The 20389-nt window shown below is 57.8% G+C and carries 9 protein-coding genes, 1 pseudogene and 3 riboswitches; of the genes and pseudogenes, 3 read left to right on the top strand and 7 right to left on the bottom strand.

All coding sequences use genetic code 11. The features are described from left to right. Positions 1 to 5 precede the first annotated feature (5 nt). The 7 genes and pseudogenes from GURA_RS25405 to GURA_RS15685 form a co-directional block, all read right to left on the bottom strand. A pseudogene (locus tag GURA_RS25405) lies at positions 6 to 188 on the bottom strand (DUF4372 domain-containing protein); the annotation flags it as partial. A 364-nt stretch (positions 189 to 552) separates the two neighbouring features. Beyond that, on the bottom strand, positions 553 to 1509 hold the full coding sequence (locus tag GURA_RS15705) for a tyrosine-type recombinase/integrase (protein WP_407639312.1): 957 nt from the start codon (positions 1507 to 1509) through the stop codon (positions 553 to 555). Further along, a complete protein-coding gene (locus tag GURA_RS25525) occupies positions 1437 to 1907 on the bottom strand; it encodes a TOTE conflict system archaeo-eukaryotic primase domain-containing protein (protein WP_041245500.1) in 471 nt (156 codons plus the stop codon). Before GURA_RS25525 ends, GURA_RS15705 begins: the two co-directional genes overlap by 73 nt. Before the next feature lie 43 nt (positions 1908 to 1950). Next, positions 1951 to 2589, bottom strand: coding sequence for a nucleotidyl transferase AbiEii/AbiGii toxin family protein (locus GURA_RS24715; protein ID WP_198134480.1), 639 nt, complete (start codon positions 2587 to 2589; stop codon positions 1951 to 1953). After that, on the bottom strand, positions 2531 to 2713 hold the full coding sequence (locus GURA_RS25395; RefSeq protein ID WP_407639311.1) for a nucleotidyl transferase AbiEii/AbiGii toxin family protein: 183 nt from the start codon (positions 2711 to 2713) through the stop codon (positions 2531 to 2533). The genes GURA_RS24715 and GURA_RS25395 overlap by 59 nt, the downstream gene beginning before the upstream one ends. A gap of 168 nt (positions 2714 to 2881) precedes the next feature. Next, the gene (locus GURA_RS15690) at positions 2882 to 3484 is read right to left on the bottom strand and encodes a type IV toxin-antitoxin system AbiEi family antitoxin domain-containing protein (RefSeq protein WP_011939921.1); all 603 of its coding nucleotides are present in this window, start codon (positions 3482 to 3484) and stop codon (positions 2882 to 2884) included. Positions 3485 to 3607: 123 nt separating this feature from the next. Further along, positions 3608 to 4921 (bottom strand): tyrosine-type recombinase/integrase, encoded by a 1314-nt coding sequence (locus GURA_RS15685; protein ID WP_011939920.1) that lies wholly within the window; start codon positions 4919 to 4921, stop codon positions 3608 to 3610. A gap of 510 nt (positions 4922 to 5431) precedes the next feature. After that, positions 5432 to 5511, top strand: a riboswitch (cyclic di-GMP riboswitch). 164 nt (positions 5512 to 5675) lie between these two features. Beyond that, positions 5676 to 5754: riboswitch (cyclic di-GMP riboswitch) on the top strand. 108 nt (positions 5755 to 5862) lie between these two features. Between GURA_RS15685 and GURA_RS24705 the strand changes: the two genes are divergently transcribed. The 3 genes from GURA_RS24705 (at position 5863) to GURA_RS25200 (ending at position 20381) form a co-directional block, all read left to right on the top strand. Further along, positions 5863 to 6027: a hypothetical protein gene (locus GURA_RS24705; protein WP_198134479.1), complete on the top strand. Its 165-nt coding sequence runs from the start codon at positions 5863 to 5865 to the stop codon at positions 6025 to 6027. A 188-nt stretch (positions 6028 to 6215) separates the two neighbouring features. After that, a riboswitch (cyclic di-GMP riboswitch) is annotated at positions 6216 to 6295 on the top strand. A 128-nt stretch (positions 6296 to 6423) separates the two neighbouring features. Continuing rightward, positions 6424 to 14973: an isopeptide-forming domain-containing fimbrial protein gene (locus GURA_RS15680; RefSeq protein ID WP_157046228.1), complete on the top strand. Its 8550-nt coding sequence runs from the start codon at positions 6424 to 6426 to the stop codon at positions 14971 to 14973. 287 nt (positions 14974 to 15260) lie between these two features. Beyond that, positions 15261 to 20381 (top strand): OmpA family protein, encoded by a 5121-nt coding sequence (locus GURA_RS25200; RefSeq protein WP_327049716.1) that lies wholly within the window; start codon positions 15261 to 15263, stop codon positions 20379 to 20381. Positions 20382 to 20389: the final 8 nt, after the last annotated feature.

Raw genomic sequence — 20389 nt, 5'->3', positions numbered from 1 at the left:
GCATCTTACAGTTGGTGCGGCTGCTCCTCGTTCACCCGGGCCAGCGTTGTGCGGGGAACCTTCTTCATTCCGAGGTGATACAGCTTGTGGCCTTGAACTGCCAGGTTCTCTACCAGATCGCGCAGAGTTTTACGCCCCGAAAGCTGACCTACCAGCAGCGCCATAAACTGAGTCCAGCGGTTGAACGATCTGAAGCAGCTCCCTACATGATGTTTGCGTGCGAGGGATTCAAATTCATGTCTCTTGAGTCACCACGTGATTCAGCACTGCGTTACAATGGGCCACGGCTCGGATTTCCTTGTTTATATTCGTGTTTTGACGAACTGAATATGCCACAAGTAGCTCTCCGAGCCTCTTCTTTTATGTACTAACTATGGGACAGTAGTGACTTTATTTAAATTTTAATTTATATGAAATTCAAATTATAGTCTCGGCTTATGTTGTCATTTGTTCGGTGAATATTGGTAACCGTTAGTAATAAACCCGAGGACGCAAAATAACGATCATGAGCGAAAGCAGTTCAGGGATTATTGCGAGCGGCAAATCCAAGCTTCACGCAACCTCTGCGACATCTTCTGCGGTTGCAGGTTTAGCTTTCAGGATTTCTAGGAGAAGGTTTTCCCATTTGAGAAGGGCGTCTTTTTTCTCGTTATCGTAGCGGTACTTGTTATACACCCCCACCACACCTGGCTTTGTGTGGTTCACTACTTCCTCACCCACTTCATCTGATACCCCAACACGTGCCATATTTGTGCGAGCGGTGCGACGAAGATCATGGGGTGACCAAGGCTTCATGCCAAAATAGGGTTCCTTTCTTGCCTTGATTTTCCGATTGCCGACGACCTTCACTATTTCATCGCTCAAATACCCGCGGTTTATTGCTTGGGATAGTGTGTTACCTGAAACATGCCCGCGTTTTCCACTCTCTGAGTGGAAAATATAGCCCTTGCCATCCCCGATCAACTCAAGGGCCGTGTCCGTCAGGTAGACCCGATGCTCTCGCTCATTTTTCCCAGCTACCTCAGACGGGATTGTCCACCATCTCCCTTTAATCTGATCGCGGTGCATTTGTGCCACTTCGCCGGGACGCTGCGTTGTCACGAGTATAAGCTTCAATGCCCTTTTTACTTCGAGAGAGCTCGATGATTTGCTGATTTCATCCCACGCCTTGACGATCTCGTCATCATCAAGGTGACGCTCATCAGCTTTCGGCGCAATCTTTGGCACCGCTTCCGTAATCTCGATGAATGGCTGAATTTTGGCCCATTCCTGGCGACAAGCGTATTTAAACATCTGTCTGGCAAATTTCATAGTGTTACGTGCTGATCCCGGCACGGTGGAAGCAATCGACTGGATGAGCGATACGGCATGTTTATGTCGTACGGTCGCTATTTCCATATGACCTATGCCTGGCAAGATATGGAGTTTGATACAGCTCACAGCAGACCCTTGCCAACGTTGACCTCGGCCAGCACCCGCTCGAAGGAGAATGCCGGCAGATGATGACATTCATCCACGATGACCTGGCCATAGTCGGCCACCAGGTCGGCGACCTCCTCTTTACGTACCAGACTCTGCATCATGGCCACGTCCAGGACCCCGGTCGCGTAGCTGCCGTCATTGACACAAGCCGGCATATAGCCTTTACGGTCACCTTTCTGACTGATCCAGAGCTTGGGAAATACATCTTCCCGCCCTCTGAAGATGGAGCGAAACAAGGCAATCTTTTCGTCAGGCGAGAGAGAGGAAGATTCAACGGTAGGAGTTGCTGCTACTTCTAGGGCTGCGAGTTGGGCATGCAGGTGCCGTAATCGGTCGTTGACAACCTGTCTTTCTTCATCCAGTCGGGCAAGCCGGGCTTCATCGAGTCTGATAGCCTCAATAATCGAAATCTGCTCGTGTCTCATATTTTCAGGGTTTCCTGCCGGAAGGCAGTAGAATCTGCAATAATCATGCTTCGCCTGCTACATGCCGCCACGGTCCTCCCGGTGGCCAGGTAAAATCGAAAGTTTCTCCCCGTGCAGTGGCATTCATCGTCGGCTGGATAAACTCCCTAATTTCGGCAATAACCGTGGGCAGAGATAAATCGGCTGGTGCCAGTTGGTTCCTTTTGATAAACGCTCGCCATTGCGTCTGCTTGCCGGAGTCTTCTGAAAATTCCACTGTTAGAGCCAGGGGGAGGACATCAGTTAAAGCGGTTCTGCGTCGTGAAAATGTGGCCATGATCGCCTGTGCCAGGATTCTTCCCTCAAATGGGAACGTCTTTCCTATGATCCAGAGGTCATAGAAATCTTTCATTCGGCTGTTAGCCATGCCGAGATATATCATTGCCTGAAATTTCTCCGCAACCACGGTTTCTCGGGGGTAGACGCGGATATATGGCGCGGGGAAGTCGAGCGTGGTCGGATAATCAGCATAGTCCGCCTCGGGAGTAACCGTATCACCGAAGCCGACGTCCACTTGCACCGGTATCCGTGCCCCTCCCAGGCGAGCCTCCAAGGTGATCCGCACCCCGTCGTATTCCTGGTCTTCACGTATTTCCCATACCCCTGACGCTTTCCTGAAGGAAAATGACTCCGTCCTCTTCAACCCGAGTCAGGCATACGGCTTGAAAAATCTGTACAAGCCGGTTAACTGCACTTTCTCCAAAGCCGAGAAAGTCAATGTCGCGTGTGGCGCGGTGAGGTGTGTCGCCCCACAGGGAAAAGAGCATGGCCCCCTTGAGAATGAACTGTTCTCGGAACTGGGAACGGCCTAGACGGTAAAGGAGTCTTTCCAGGACGAAACGGGTAAGGACAAGCTGGAAATCTTCGCCTTGCCCCTTGGATCTATTTAGGACGTTGCCGCACGGAAGCGGAAATGTCAGACGGATTCTTTCTGGTCACGAAAGAGCCTCCAGGTAGGGGCGTATGACGTTTGCCACCCGGCAGATCTTTGCATAGCGCCAAAGATCGTCCATGGTGCAGCGGCGCTCGCGCCGACATTCGCGCAGGGCCTCGAGTGCCACATCCAGCCCGATCTTGTTACGGTATTTGAAGCAGTCGGCGACGGTCTTGGCCGGACAATAGACACTCACGTCCACACCTTCGATCCGATGGCGCTCGATTCCTTCAGTGAGGGCCTCACCGGAAAAACGGACGAGATGAAGCGGCACCCCTTCCACCTTGGGAAGCCGTGCCTTGCGGTCAATGGCCATCCAGATCTCAAAGGGTGCCTGGGTGGTGAGACCATGATAGCGGAGCGCGGAGAGGAGACAGACCACCCCTTTCGGCAGCCGCTTGCATGCCTGCATCAGGCTGTGATGCTGGGTCAGTTCGACCTCATGAAGGGTATAGATGCCGCGGGACTGGCGCTCCAGGATTCCCTTGACACTAAGGCGGCGCAGGTATTCCCTGGGGATGCCATATGCATCCAGATCACGGGGACGGATGATGCCCCCTTCCTTGGCAAGGCTGATTATTTTTTCTATCGGTGAAATTTTCATGGTTATGGTGATATTACGTCGGCAGATAATAATATATGCCTACATTATGTAACATATGTCGGCAACTAAAGCAATCAGTTAGAAATACTAAACAGGGGACTTGGGGGGGAGGGAGGAGCTGCATCAAGATTTCTTGTCGTCGCCGGCCTTCTTACCTCGCTTTTTGCCACGGTTACTCGTGCTGGTGGCAGCTTGTTTGCCATTTATAAGTTTCTCCAGATGCTGAGACCACTTGGTGAGCCACTGTTGTTTTTCCTTGTCGTACTTGTTCCGATTGTAAATTCCGCTAACCCCTTTTTTTGCGTGGTTCAGAATTACGTCGATGATTTCGTCGGATGCCCCGATCCTGGACAGTCTGGTAGCCGCCGTGCGGCGGAGATCATGTGGCGTCCAGCGGGGGAGACCGTAATACGGCTTTTTTACTGTATCCGGAATGTCTTTTCGAACATGGTGACTCAGGGCATTCTCAGTCATGGAGTTTTCGCCGGATGGATCGGAGAAGATGAATCCCTTGCCATCTCCGATAAGCGACATGGCCAGAGGCGAAAGGTATATACGATGATCTTCCTGGCGGCGCTTGCGGGTCTTGATACGTTGCCACGGTATCGTCCACCATTTTCCTTCAATTTCCTGCCGGTGCATCCCCACGACTTCACCCGGTCTCTGACCGGTGATCAGGATTAATTTCAGCGCACGCTTTGTGCCGTCACTCCCTCCTCCTTCATCTATCGCGTTCCAGAGGTGCTTGATTTCTTTTTCTGAGAGCTCACGATCCCGGGACATGGGCTGCATCTTGGGGATTGTCCTGGATATCTTGATATCGGTGAAAGGGTTGTACTCCAGCAGTTCCCTGTCGACGGCGTAGGTATACATACCCCTTGCCGCCTTCAGAACATTCCGGGCCTGGCCGGGCGCACGTTTCGCCACGAGCTCCAGAATTTCCACTGCATCCTTTCGGCGAATATCGGCAGCCAAACGGTCACCCCAGGCCGGCAAAACATCGGCTTCCAGGGCTTTCTTATTATTGTAATGCCATCTTTCCGAATGGTGGATCTTCGACCACTCATCAAGATAGAGGTCAACGGCGAGGCGCCGCACTGTCAGCTCAACCTGCGGGGGTGGTGGGTCTGCAGCAACGGGTTTGTCCATGGGATCTACGCCATTTTTTACGAGGGCGGCGGACTCCAGATAAACCTTGTGCGCGTCTTCCAGGCTCTTGTCAGGGTAGTTGCCGAGATTGAGTTGTCTGCGTTTGCCGTTAAAGGTGTAGATGTAGTACCAGGTTTTGACCCCTGTTGGTAGAACACGGATGGCAAATCCTCGTCCCTCACGCACCTGGTACATTTCGCTTTCAGGTTTGAGGCTTTTTATGAACCTGTCAGTGAAAGGACCGGGTTTACGTTGTTCACGCTTGCGCTGTCGATTTTGGGGTGTCATCGTATCGGGCACGTGTAACCTCTGTGTAACCTCTACTGTCTTGGCAACGATCAAAAATATTTGGAAGGAATAGGAAGGGATATACAAGACAAATCTTGCTATGTCAACTAGTTAAGGACGTAATGTAGGGGGTGGTGAGACGCGCAGAATAATTCTGAAACCATAAAATTTCAGATTCCCAAGCTGAAGGTCGCGGCTTCGAATCCCGTTTCCCGCTCCAATTTTATTTCTAAAATCAGTTACTTATAAGCTTTGGCCCCTGACTTTCGCAGTTCTTTCGCAGTCAGGGCCTTTTGCTTTTTCCGCCCCTATTGTGCGTCCTTTCGAATTGTGAAAGTCTCACACAACTTTTGGGGTCAGTTTTTGGGGGGGAACGTCACGCCAACAGTAAACAGTTTCTCGAAAATCACTTGAAGAGCAAAAATATTCTGCTCAGCCAAAAAAATTGTTGCTATTCTTTGGGGCATTTGATAAAAGAAAAACCATTCGATTTAAGCAATGAAAAAACGTTCTCCGAACGGGCAAAACCAGAGTAATCTGGTGACGCAAAGCTACGGGTCCTGACCTAAAAGGATAGCCGGGTTGCCGAAGAGATGAGATATGCATCTTGGTACCCGGTATATTACCGACACAAGGAGCGCTCTTATCTTCGGAAGATAAGAGTGCTCCTTTTTTTATTGAATGTGCAGGTAATTTTTTTGTTCAAAAGCGCAGGAGCGAGGTGTTCATCGATTTGATCTAAGCTTCAAAACGTTCTCCGAACGGGCAAAACCAGAGTAATCTGGTGACGCAAAGCCACGGGTCCTGACCTAAAGGATAGCCGGGTTGCCGAAGAGATGAGATATGCATCCTGGCACCCGGTATGTTACCGACACAAAGGAGCACTCTTATCTTCGGAAGATGAGAGTGCTCCTTTTTTTATCGGTCTACGAGGTATAGCCATGGAGAAGATCATACGAAAACCGGGCCTTGACCCGGAGTGGAAGCGGAAGCTGACCGAGTGCATGAAAGAGATTGGCCTACTCTCCGCGCCGTGTCTCCAGGTGACGATCAATGTTGCCGATTACCGGGTGTCCGATGTGATGAAGCAGGAACGCCTGAAATAATTTCGCGACTTTTGCCAACAAAGCATGATGCTGGCGAATAGAAGTTATTTCTGCTGGCAGAATTGAATAGAACAAAGCGGTAAGTCTCATCCTTACGGGGCAAGTGAAACCCGCGCTATCAGTCGAATCATCGGCTATGGCGCGGGTTTTTTCGTTTACGCAGTCAACAGTTCTAAGCTTCAAAACGTTCTCCGAACGGGCAAAACCAGAGCAATCTGGTGACGCAAAGCCACGGGTCCTGACCTAAAAGGATAGCCGGGTTGCCGAAGAGATGAGTTTGCCTCTTGGTACCCGGTTTTTACCGACAACAAGGCGCTCTCATCTTCGGAAGGTGAGAGCGCTTATTTATTTTTGGATGTCTGTGCAATTCTTGTCGAGGGCTGAGTGCGAATCGTTATGAAAATTTACTCACTTCGCTTCAATATCGTCATTGCTCTTCTGCTCCTGGTGCTGGGTGCGGCCTCGCGTGCGCAGGCTGCGGGCGTTTTCTGCTCCCAGTTTGGCGGAGTCGTTGACGGTTATAACCCCGCTATCTTAGCGGCCATTCAATCTGCCTCCACGTTCGGGATTGACATGAACTGCACGGTAAAGAACTTTCCGCAGTCCATGGGCGGTTTCCCAATCACCAACATCAATTTTAATTTTCCCCAACAGCAATCCTTCTACATCGCTTTCACCAACGTTTACTACTACGGCAACATGTCGTGTAACGACCCGACCCAATCGGACTTTTGGATCTATTGGGCGCCCGGTGGGTTCAACAACATCAGTCCTTCCTGCCAGGCCTTTATGGTGCCGGTGGATGCAGTCAGTAAGAAGAACCCACCGACCCAGACTACTGCTGCCATCGGTGTGCCCTTTTCCTACACGATCACCGTGCCGCTCCTGGGCAAACTGGATGCCACGGGCACCTTCCAGTATATGGCCAACGCCGACGACACCAATATCGCGAATGTCGTTATCCCCGACGATCTCACCACAACAGGTGCGGCTCTTACCTATGTGAGCAACGCGGCCTACCTGGTGAACCCGGGTTCCGGCGCCAGAACGCCGTTGAACGGAGGCGCACCACTGACGCTGGGGGCAAGCAGTACCTGGCTCTCCAATCACCCCGGCATTCTGTCGGATGCTACCAAGCATCTTGTCTTTTCCTATGAATATAATCCGGCTCTGGCTTCGCTCCCGGCTGGATATAACGTTGAGATCGACCTCACCGTTGTCCTCGATAACAACCCGACGAGCGTGAACCTGGCAGGGACGCAGTTCAGCAACACTGCCAATATGTGGTTCAACAAAACGATCAATTCGACGGACATAGCCGATCTCCAGGCATGGCCCGGCACGACGCTGCCGATGACCGTCGTCGAGCCCAATCTTACGCTCACCAAGACGGGCTCGGCAACAACCGTCAACGTGGATTCGCAGGTGAAATACACGCTCAATGTCCAGAACACCGGGGGCAGCGATGCGTGGAACGCCACGATCACCGACCATCTCCCGGCCGGTATGAGCACTTACTCGCCCTTGCCCACAGTCACCGCTCAGATCTTTGCGTCTGACGGCGTCACCCCGGTCTCGGGTCCGCTGGTAAATGGCACCGACTTCACGCTCACCTGGAACGGCGGCAGCAGTTCAGCCAGCCAGCTTACCCTGACCATGCTTGATACGACCAAAATCGCCCCCACGCAGCGTCTGATCATCACCTACCAGGCACAGCTCGACAGCACTGGCGTCGCATCCGGAACGACGCTTACCAATATTGCCGGCGCTACCAGGTGGTTCAGCGCGAACAGCAGCCATGCCGGCCGTCGTGAGTACGACAGGACGATCACCGACGGCACGCCGGGCACATTGGATTTCCAGGACGTCTACCAGGTTACAGCGGCGCTGTCCGGCTATTACTTTCAGAAGACGGTCCGGGACCTGACCACCGGCACCTACCCGGCCGCCACGGCCTTTCCGGGTGACAGGCTGCACTACACCCTCCTGCTCCAGAACTTTACATGGCCAGCGCTCAATGGCATCACAATCACCGACAACTTGCCTGCGGCATTGGGTTCGATCTCCAACGTTACTATCACCCCGGCGGGCGGTTCAACAAGCGTCACTCAACCCGGCGGCGGGACTCCAGGCTCCATTACCATCACCGGCCTGAATCTGCCAGGGGGAGCAAATACCACTTCGCAGATTCAGATCGACTTCGATGCCACGCTGGACTCGAACCTCACGGACGGCACTCTTATCTCCAATCAGGCGAGCCTCACCGGCACCGACTCGAACGGCCAAACGTGGTCCGGCTCCAGTGATGATCCGTACATCAACGGCACGGTACTGCTCGGTTCGGGAGGGGATCCTACCCCGGTGACGATCCAGACGCCCGGACCGCTATCGAAGGCGAATACCCAGAGCAGTGCGACGATTGGTCAGCAGTTCCGTTACCTCATTAAGGTGCCTGCGACCCCCACCAACGTGCCCTTGTACGACGTGAGGATCCTGGACAATCTGGGACTCTCCGCGGCCAACATGACCTTTGTGGGTGCGCAGGTCATATCCGGCGGCAACTGGAACCTGACCAATACCGGCACTGCTACCAATATCATTCTCCAGGACCTGAACACCGGTATCGATATCCCCGCGGGGGGCCAGGCGGTCATCCAGGTGACGGTGGCCCTGCAGAACACCACCACCAACCACAGTGGCGTGACGTTTACCAACAGCGCGTCATATACCTATGACAAGATAAACGGCGACAGCTTGACCCAAACGACCGGCGGTGCGGCAACCACCTCCGGCATGACGGTGGTCGAGCCGCACCTGACCGCTGCAAAGACGGTGAGCTACGCCTCGCCGGCGGGCAAATCCATAACCTCTCCTGCTGCACCAGGTGACGTTCTCCGCTATACGGTCACCATTAATAACGATGGTGGCTCCGAAGCATACGATGCCGACGTCATGGACTTCCTGCCGTCCAACGTATCGCTGGTCCCTGGCTCGGCCACAGCGCAGATCAACGGCGTTCCGGTCAGCGGGTTTATAACGACTCCCAGGGTCCTGGCCAGCAGCGCCGTGGATTGGGGCAGCCAGAATGGCGACACCAGTCTGGACATCCCGGCTGGCGGGACACTGATGCTGACCTACAACGTGGGTGTGGTGGAAACCAGCGGCGCGCCGATCACCAACAGCGTCTATGTGGACTGGAGCTCGCTCTCCGGCGCAATCACGGGGGAGCGCACCGGCGCCGGTTGCCCGAATGTGACCTCGCAGAACAACTATTGCACCGGTCCGGCCTCTGCCTCTGTCACCTCGCTCGATCCGACCACCCTCGCCAAATCGGTGGTCTCCGACTCCTGGACTATCGCACCAAGCACCGGCACCGACTCGACCCTGCGCATCGGCGACACGGTCGTTTACAGTCTCGCTCTGACCCTGCGCGAAGGGGTGACCCAGAATGTGGTGGTCACCGACCAACTCCCCACGGGGCTGGCCCTCGACAGTGTGGTGAGCATCACCCCTGCGACCGGTAGCAGCAACTTTACTTACACCGTGGCCTCCCAGCCTGCGCCAGGCGCTACCGGCACCCTGACCTGGACCCTGGGTAACATCACCAACGCCGTCGACAACAACCCCGCTAACAATACCTTAATCATTCAATACCGCGCACACGTGGTGAAGAACACGCTGGCACAGTCGCCCACGGCGCAGCAGCTGACCAACAATGCCACGCTCAGCTACGCCATTAACGGTATTGCCGCGACGCCGAAGACCGCCGGCGCGACCATCAATCTCTGGCAGCCGATGCTGAACGTGTCCAAAAGCGCGGCAACGGCGAACGGCGGCACCGTCATCACCGCTGGCGAGCTCATTACGTATACCGTCAAGATTGCCAACAGCGGCGCAGCGCCTGCCTATAACACTGTCTTGACCGATGCGCTGCCGGTGGGGTTGCGCCAGACAGGTGTCACCACCACCAGCATCACCCTGGTCAACACCGCGACCAATGCGGTGACGGCGACGCTCCCCGGGCTTTCCCCGGCGTATGGTTCAGCCACCGGTGTCGCGACCTGGAATTTCGATGTTTCCGGTTCCCCCGATCTCTACGCGATCCCGCCTGGCCAGACCCTGCAGGTGATCTATCAGGTCAAGGCCGACACCGGTCTCGGCGCAGGGATGACTCTGAACAACCAGGCGCAGGTCACGACGTACTACTCCTTCGACAGCCAGGACGTGCCGGCCGGAAGCCAAGTTACCAATCGACAGGTTTACGGTCCAACCAGCACAGCCACTGTCCAGCTGACCACCGCAGCGGCGACGGCGCTGTCGAAGCAGGCTTTAGTAACGAAGGCCGCCATCGGCCAGCCCTTCACCTATAGCATCACGGTTCCGGCTGTGCCGCAGGCCACGGCCATGTACGACGTGCGCATCCTGGACAATCTGAGCTCTTCCGTTACCGGCGTGGACATGAGTTTTGTCAGCGTCCAACGGGTGTCCGGCCCGGCCTTTACGCCGGTGAATACCGGCACTGCCACGAATCTGGTGATTCAGGACACCACAAACGGCATCGACATCCCTGCCGGCCAGCAGATCGTCGTCAATGTCACGGTGGTGCTTGGCAATACCGCCAACAATGCCATGGGGAAGCAGTTCCAGAACACAGCGACCTACACCTACGACAGTATCGATAACACTGCGAGCACGCAGGCAAATGGCGCTCCGGGCGCAAGCCCCGCGATCACCATCGTCGGCCCCGCTCTGACCATGCAGAAGAGCGGTCCGAGCACGATGACTGCCCTTGCACCCGGCACCTTTACCTTGAATGTGCAGAACACCGGCGGCAGCACGGCGTGGCAGACGACCCTCGCGGACTTCCTTCCGAAGGTGACCACTCCATCTCCGGGGAGCATGTGCGGCTCCGCGCCGACCAATGTCACGGCACGGATCTACCAGGCCGACGGGGTTACGCCTGTCTCCGCACCGCTCTCAAGCGGCACGGACTTTACCGTCAGCTTTGCGGGTGCGCCTGCCTGTACCTTCACGGTTGCGATGAAGTCGTCCGCGACAGCAATTCCGCCGACGGATCGACTGATCGTCACCTACAGCGCCTCGCTCGATCCCTATACGGCCGGGGGTATTACCCTGACCAACGTTGCGGGCGCCACCCAGTGGTTGAGCGCCGATCCGGCCGTCACCGCACCGGGCAACATCCAGACCTCGACCTTCCCGTTGACCAACGGCACACTCGGCGTACTGGATAATCAGGACGCCTTCACTCTTACCACCCAGGCGCCATTGCTGACCTTTACCAAGACCGTCCAGAACGTGACCACCGGTCAGTCCGGCGCCAACGCCAAGCCCGGTGAGACGCTGCAATACACGCTCAGGATTCAGAACGTCGGCTCGCTGCCAGCGTCGAACTTCACGTTGACCGACGATCTCGACAAGCTGAATACACCCCCCATGTTCGTGCCGGGGACCCTGAAGCTCATCACCGTTCCGGCAGGCGCGAATACCTCACTGACCTCGGCGACGGGCGGGACCAAAGGCACGGGTCTGGTGAGTATCGGCAATCTGAGCGTCGCTCCCCAGGGGGAGACGGGCGACACGCTGGTCATTCAGTTCCAGGTCACCCTGGCGCCGGTGATCAACAGCGGTTCCCTGGTCCTGAACCAGGCGCAGATCGGCTCCCCCCTGTTGCCGACGCAGTTAAGCGACGATCCGTCCGTCACGGGGACCGCCAATCCGACCCGGACGCTCATCACGTCGGCGCCGACTTTCCAGGTCCTGAAGACGGTGCAGGATATTACCTCAGGCACTGCCACCGTCATGGCGGGGGACACCCTGGCCTACACCATCACGGTGAAAAACATCGGCACCGAGAACGCGACGGGGGGGACGCTGCGGGATCTGATCCCGCCCAATACGACCTATGTGGCCAACAGCACTACGCTGAACGGGGCGGCTGTTGCGGACCCCGGCGCGGGGGTCAGTGCGCTGGAGAACGGCCTGTCGATCAACTCCCCCGCGAATCCGACGGCGGGTGCAATGCCCGCGAATGCGGGCACGACGACGACCAACGTCGCCACTGTCACATTCCAGGTCCAAATCAGCAGGAACGTTGTGGCCGGCACCCTCATCTCCAACCAGGGTTTTGTGGATGGTTCCGGAGCTGCGAGCGGGCCCTTCCCCGAACAACCCTCCGACAACCCTGCGACGCCTGTGCAAAACGATCCGACCACGGTTGTTGTGGGCAATTTGCCGTTGGTCTACGCCCTGAAGACAGTTCAGCTCGCCGGGGACGTCAATGGCAACGGTCTCGTTGACCCGGGCGACACGCTTCAGTACACCATCAACGTGATCAACTCGGGGGCGACTCCTGCGACGGGCGTGGTATTGACCGACGCGATTCCCGCCAACACCACCTATGTGGCGAACTCGGTGCAGATGAACGGCGCGGCGGTGGCGGATCCCGGCACCGGCATATCGCCGCTCACCAATGGGATGGGGGTAAGCGGAGGGATCCTGGCTGCAGGCGGCACCGGTGTCGTAACCTTCAAGGTGCAGGTCAACTCGGGCGTCGTGACCGGGACCATCATCAGCAATCAGGGAAGCGTGGCGACCGCGCAATTGCCGCCGCTCTTGACCGATTCGGACGGCAATCCGACCAATGGCTACCAGCCGACCGTTATCGCGGTAGGGAACGCGCAACAGCTCTCCATCACCAAGTCCGCGGTGGTGGTTGGCGGCGGCGCCGCACTGCCGGGGAGCGTGCTGGAATACACCGTCCAGGCCACCAACATCGGCACGGTCCCGGCCACGAACGTGGTGATAATCGATGACCTGACCCCCCTCTTGAATCAGGCTACCTATGTCGCCAATTCTGCGACGATGAACGGTTCCGGGAGCGGTGTGAGCTTCACCTCACCGGTGGTTTCCGCCAATTATGGCGCGAATTACGGCGCCTCCTACGGCACGCTTAGCCCGGGCGGGTCCGTTGTCGTGCGGTTCCGTGTCAAGTTGAACGCTACCTTGGCGACCGGGAGCGTTGTTACCAACACCGCCCAGGCCAGCTGGAATTCGCCCAGCCAGACCGCAAATGCAAGCACCTCCGTTACTGTCGGCGGCATGCCGGGCAGCGGGAGCCTGAACGGCTCGGTTTGGCAGGATGGGAATTATGACAACTCGCTCGACAGCGGCGAGCTGACGTCCGCCAACTGGGCCGTGGATTTGTACGAAAATGGGGGTCTGGTGGGCACGGTAAATACCGACGCCGACGGCTCCTACCATTTCAGCGGCGTCACGCCGAACGCCGGAACCACGATCCAGTACGAGCTACGCTTCCGCGCGCCGGGTGCGGGTGCGAATACGGCAATGCTGGGTTGGTGCAATTCTCCCTTCACCAACGGCATGCAGCGCATTTCCAGCATCATCGTGGGCGCAGGCGGCGTTCTGCAGGATCTGAACCTTCCGTTGACCCCCAACGGCGTGGTGTATAACTCGATCATGCGTACGCCGATAGCGGGCGCGACGCTGATCATGGTTCAGGCATCAAGCAAGACGCCGCTGGCCGGCAGCTGTTTCAACGATCCGGCGCAGCAGGGCCAGGTCACGCAGAGCAGCGGCTATTATAAATTCGACCTGAACTTCAGCGATCCTTCCTGTCCCTCCGGCGGGGAATACCTGATCCAGGTCACGCCGCCGGCCTCGGGCTACATGGTCGGCGTGTCGAAACTGGTCCCGCCGACTTCCAGCAGCACTACGGCGTCGTTCTCTGTCCCGGCTTGCCCCGGCACTCCGGCGGATGCGGTGCCGGGCACGCCGAATTATTGCGAAGCGCAGGCATTGAGCCTTGCGCCGGCCGTCTCGGTGCCGGCGGGGACGGGCACGGCGCACTACCTTCATCTCACGCTGGATAACGTTCAGCCGGGATACAGCCAGATCTACAACAACCACGTCGCTATCGATCCGACGCTCAACACGGCGATCGCAATCACGAAAACCGCAGCGCTCGTCAACGTGACGCGCGGTCAGTTGGTCCCCTACACGATCACCCTCAACAACACACTGGGAGTTGCATTGCGGAACCTGAGCGTGGTCGATACCTTCCCGCTCGGATTCAAGTACGTGGCAGGTTCGGCCCGCATGGATGGGCAGAAGATCGAGCCGGTGATGAACATGCGTCAGCTGATCTGGAGCATTTCTCAACTCAGCAGCAATACGAATCACACCATCACTTTCCTGATGATTGTCGGTTCCGGGGTTTCCGAGGGCGAGTATGTGAACCGCGCCCAGGTGATGGATAATGCCACTGACAGCGTTGCCTCCGGAGTTGCCACTGCGACCGTGCGCGTGACACCCGATCCTGACTTCGACTGCACCGACATCATCGGCAAGGTCTTCGACGATGCCAACGCCAACGGATATCCCGATCCCGGTGAAAAAGGGGTGCCCGGCGCACGCGTCGTGACCCCCCGCGGTCTGATCGCCACCACCGACGAGTTCGGACGGTTCCATATCACCTGCGGAGTGGTCCCGGACGAGGACCGCGGCAGCAACTTTATCCTCAAGCTGGACGACCGCACCCTCCCCACCGGCTATCGGGTGACCAGTGAAAACCCGCTGGTGGAGCGCGCCACGCGCGGCAAGATGCTCCGTTTCAACTTCGGCGCAACCATCCACCACGTGGTGTCACTGGACATCGCCGATGGGGTGTTCGAACCGAAGAGCACGAAGCTGCGGATGCAGTGGCAGCCGAGGATCGGTCTCTTGCTGAAAGAATTGCGGAAAGCCCCCTCGGTGCTGCGGTTGTCGTATCTGGCGGACACCGAGAACAGAGGGGTGGCAGAGGACCGCCTCAAGGCGCTGAAGAAGGAGATCACCGGAAAATGGGACGGCGGATACCCGCTCACCATCGAAACCGAGGTCTTCTGGCGCCGTGGGTCGCCGCCGTGATGTGAAACAACATTTGCTGACATAACTCCCCCCCCCCCTCTTAACTTAAGAGGGGGAGAAGCTCTGTCGGTTGAATAACGTTCCTCCCCTTAGTTTAAGGGGACCCAAAGGGCCTAAAGAGGACAGGAGGGGTTATGGGGTTGTTGAAGCAAGCATGACAAAGTAGCAGTAAGTCACAAAAACGATCCTGTCTCCCTGTGTACATTGTGGCTCGAAGATTATCCGGTTGTTCAGCATGAGATGTCGGGGCGGGCATTGGGCAACCCCGAACGGATAATGGCCTCTTAATGCAGATGGGAGCAATGGTGAAGCGCTGTATCGTCCTTATATTTTTCTTTCTTGTGTCGGTAGCCGGAGCGAAGACCGTCGTCTGCGCCGAAACTGCACCTGCGGAGACCGTGAAAACGGCCGCGGGAACGAGAGAGGCTGCTGCCAGCGGCGAAACGACCGAAACGCACCTGCCTAAGGACCAGGCCCTCACTCCGTGGCTTCTTGATCCGTCCGTTTTTGCGGAGGATCAGGGGGACCGCACGGAAAAACGCCGGGTCGCTGAAAAGGAAGTGAAGACGATCAAACTGGCGAATGTGGTCCCCCCTATCCGTTTCCGCACCGGTGAGGCCGACATTCCCGACGAGTATGTGGCGCTTCTGCGGGGCGTGCTCGAAAAGATGCGCGGCCGCCTCAATGTGCGTCTTCACTTTGTCGGCCACGCCGACCCCCAGTCGCTCAGCGATCCCCTGAAAGCGAAATACGGCGACAATACCGGCCTGTCCCGGGAACGGGCGGGCACCACCGCCGAATATTGCCAGCGCGCCCTCGGTCTTCCTCCGGAAGCCATCTCCTATGAAGGGGTGGGGGAGAGCAAGCCGGTCGCCGGCAATGCCACCGAGGACGGCCGGGCGCTCAACCGGCGGGTGGAGGTTGAGGTCTGGTATGACGAGATCGGCGAAAAGATGGTGGAAAAGGACGTGATCGTTTCCCGGCAGGTGAACCGCGTCAAGGTCTGCCGCACCGAGACGGTCTGCAAGATGCGTTACAAGGAAGGCCATTCCCATCGCGTCCGTGTCAAGAACCTGATCGCGCCCATGCACTACGACGCGGCCATGGTGACCGTGCCGGAAGAGTTCCTGCAACAGATCAGGCAGGCGCTGATCAATCTGCGCGGCAAGGAGAATATTGTCGTCAAGTTCATCGCCTATAGCGACAATGCCCCGCTGGAAGGGCGCGACGAGCGTATCTATGGCGACCAGGCTGGGCTGTCGAAGGCGGTGGCCCGGCGCGTTGCCCTTGCCGTCCACGACGGCCTGAAGGAGGCCAATGTTGCGGTCGAAAGCGACGGCAAGGGAGCTTCGCAGCCCGTGGCCTCCAACGACACAACCCAGGGGAGGGCCATGAACCGGCGCGTTGAGGTCGAGTTCTGGCACGACGATCCGCTTCAGGAGCTGCCCGATGAGCCGCAGCTCTGTCCGGAGGATGCGGGCGCCGAAACGGTCACCAGGGTCTACGACCCGCCGTCGGGCGCGATTGCTCCGATCCTGTTCCAGAACGGGAACCCGTCTCTGCACGACGGCTATACCGAACGGTTGCGGCAGCTTATGGACGAGATCAAGGAGAGGACGAACGTCCGCCTGCGCTTTGTCGGCTATATCAGCAACGAGCGGCTCGACCGGCGCACCGCCGCGATCTACGGCGACGATATCGGCTGGTCCACGGCGCGCGCCCGCCGGGCCATGACCGCGGTGAGCGAGAAGATGGGACCGGGCGGGAAACAGGCGGAGTTCGAAGGCCGGGGCTATGTCCAGTCCAGCGACGTGGTCAATACCGGATTCACCGAGTCGGCTGTCTCGCGGGTCGAGGTGCAGATCATCTATGACGAGCTTGTCGCCCTCAATGACTACGAGGGGGTGGACATCGTCCGCATGTCCCGCGAGGTGAACACGGCCAACCCCTTCGCCCTCAATCTCATGCGGATCTCGGTCGACGGCAGGCAGGTCGACGACCCGAACAAGAGCATCCCGGACGTGCAGCGCTGCACCGACGTGGCCCTCGATCGGGCACAGATTGAGTTCAAGTACGACAACCTCAGGACGGAGCCCCGGCTGAACGTGACCGCCTGGCCGCGCAGCATCCGCTATCAGGACCTGACCGAGACCGAGTTTGCCGAGAACCTGGTCCGCTTCCGCCTCTACACCAACTACCACAGCTTCATCAAGCGGGCGGAGGTCAGGGTCTTCGACGAGGCCCGGTCCGTCAACGACACCGCCGTGGCCGTCATCCCCATGAATGGCGAAGGGATGGCGGAATGGCGGGCCGGTTTCGAATCTTTTTCGGCCCCGGTCCGGGAGCTTAAATATCTGGTCCGCGTTTACGATGCCAACGGCAACTTCGACGAGACCACGCCCCAACCGTTGTGGGTGATCGATCAGATCGATCCGTCCGTCGCCAAGGCGGACACGGGCACGGAACTGCTGGCCGGATACGGCGGAAGCCGCATCGCGCAGAGGAACATTCCGCTCAGCGGCGGGACCGTTCAGGCATACGGCAGCGCGATTCCGGCCGAACACCGCGTCTGGCTGGCCGGATACCCGGGGCCGGTGGATGGCAAGGGCCGTTTTATCGCCGAGGAAATCCTGCCGAAGGGAATGCATACCGTTGAGGTTGCCGTGCTCGACAAGTCCGGCAACGGCCAACTCTTTCTGCGCGATCTGGCCCTGAAGAAGAACGACTGGTTCACGGTGGGCATCGCTGACCTGACCCTGTCGGCCAACAAGACCAGCGGCCCTGCCAAGCTGCTTGCTCCGGACAAGCCGCAGTACAGCAACGACTTTGATGCCCAGGGACGGCTTGCCTTCTACACGAAAGGCCAGTTCGGCAACGGCTGGGGGCTGACTGCCAGCGCCGATACGCGCGAAGGGCCATTGGACGAGATCTTCAGCAACTTCCTGGAGAAGTCGCCCCAGGCGCTGTTCCGGCGTATTGACCCCGATTACCATTTCCCGACCTATGGCGATGACAGCACGGTGGTGGAAGATGCGCCGACCAGCGGCAAGTTCTATGTCAAGCTGAAAAAAGATGACAGCTACGGCCTCTGGGGTAATTTCAGGGTCGGCTATACCGATAACGACCTGGCGCATGTGGACCGGGGGCTTTACGGCGGAAACCTCCATTATCAGCCCCCCGGCGTCACCAGTTTCGGCGAGAAGCGCTTCATGGTCGACGGTTTTGCCGCCGATCCGGGGACGGTGGCGGGCCGCGATGAGTTTCGGGGGACCGGCGGCTCCCTTTACTTCCTGCGCCGGCAGGACATCCTGCAAGGGTCGGAACGGGTGCGCATCGAGGTCCGCGACAAGGATTCAGGCATCGTGCTTGGGGTGAAGAACCTGACCCCGGTTCTCGATTACGATGTGGACTACCTGCAGGGGCGACTGCTCTTGACCCAGCCCCTCGACTCGACGGCGGCCGACAATCTTCTGGTGCACAGCGACTCGACCGGCGGCAATCCCGTCTTTCTGGTGGTCCGTTACGAATTCACCCCCGGGGTCGAGGACCTGGATGCGATGACCTTTGGCGGCAGGGCCCATTACTGGATCGGCGACTATGTCAAGGTCGGCGTGACCGGCAACCAGGGCAATGACGGGGGAAATGATGAGAGTCTGGTCGGGGCGGACGTGACCGTCCGCAAATCAGCCAATACCTGGGTCAAGCTCGAAACCGGCCGTAGCAAGGGGTCGGATCTCTTCACCACGAACTCGCTGGATGGCGGCTTCAATCATAGCACCATCCAAACCCCCGCTGATCCCCGTACGGCTGCCACGGCCTACCGGGTCGATGTCAGCGCCGGCTTGCAGGATTTCAACAAAAATTGGCGGGGCCGGTTCACCTTATACAACCAGGTACTGGGGGCGGGTTATTCAGCGCCCGGCCAGGTCGCGGATCAGGACACCTCTCAAATCGGTGGCACGGCGGAACTGCCCGTTACCGACCGTCTGGGGCTGCATCTTAAGGCCGACAAGCGGACCGTTGACAAGGGGCTTGACACACAGTCTGCTGAGCTGAATGCCAATTACCAGATGAACGAGCACTGGACGCTCAGTCTGGGAGCGCGCCGGGACAGCCGCGAAGACCATTCGCCGGTGGTTCCCCTGACCCAGGAAGAGGGGGACCGCACCGATGTGGTGGGCAAGGTGCTGTATGATTCCAAGGCGCGATGGAACAGCTACCTTTTTGCGCAGAAGTCGGTTCAGACCACCGGCAATCGCGAAGAGAACGACCGGATCGGAGTTGGCGGCGCTTATCGCGTGACCGGCCGTTTCAAGCTGAACGGCGAGATCTCCGAGGGGAATCTCGGCACGGCCGGCCGGCTCGGCACCGAGTATCTCTACAGCGACCGGACTACGATCTACCTTAATTATGCCCTGGAGAACGAGCGCACGGACAACGGCGTACAGGCCAATAAGGGCACCCTGACTTCAGGGTTTCGCACCCGCTACTCGGACAGCGCCAGTGTCTACGGGGAAGAGCGCTATACCCATGGCGATGTCCCCACCGGTCTCATGCATTCCTACGGCGTCGATCTGGCACCCACCGATCGTCTCAATCTCGGGGCCAAAACGGAATTCGGCACCCTGCAGGACAATCTGACCGGTGCCAAGATCAAGAGAACGGCGGTGGGAGTGAATGCCGGTTACGGATTCGCAAAACTGAAGATAACCAGCGCCCTGGAATTTCGGGTGGATGATTCGGAGCAGCCGGACACCAGCACCGTCGAACGCACCACGTGGCTCCTGAAAAACAGCTTCAAATATCAGTTGACCCCGGACTGGCGGCTCATCGGCAAATTCGACTATTCCCAGAGCACGAGTTCCCAGGGCCAGTTCTACGACGGCAGTTATACCGAGGCGGTGGTGGGCTATGCCTACCGTCCTGTCAACAATGACCGGCTCAACGCCCTGTTCAAGTATACCTTTTTCTACAATGTGCCGGCAGCGCAACAGATCAACGGCACCTTTACTTCGGCCGGCGTTCTTCAGCGCAGTCACATCGCGTCGGTCGATGTCATGTACGATCTGACGCCACGCTGGACCGTGGGGGGAAAGTACGCTTACCGGCTCGGGCAGGTAAGCATGGACCGGGTCGATCCAGAGTACTTCGACAGCCGTGCCCACCTGTATGTGGTGCGTGCCGACTGGCATTTCCTCCACAAGTGGGATGGGCTGGTCGAAGGGCGCATGCTCGACCTGCCCGATGCCCACGATCGGCGCAGCGGCGTGCTGCTGGGACTCTACCGCCATCTGGGCGACCACGTCAAGGTTGGCGCCGGCTACAACTTCAGCGATTTCTCCGACGACCTGACCGACCTGAGTTACCGGCATCAGGGGGTGTTCATCAACATTGTCGGGACGATTTAGTTCGACTT

Origin of the sequence: Geotalea uraniireducens Rf4 (assembly GCF_000016745.1) — a bacterium.
Lineage (GTDB): Bacteria > Desulfobacterota > Desulfuromonadia > Geobacterales > Geobacteraceae > Geotalea > Geotalea uraniireducens.
The sequence above is the reverse complement of the archived record's forward strand: the minus strand, read 5'-3'. Positions and strand labels throughout refer to the sequence as shown.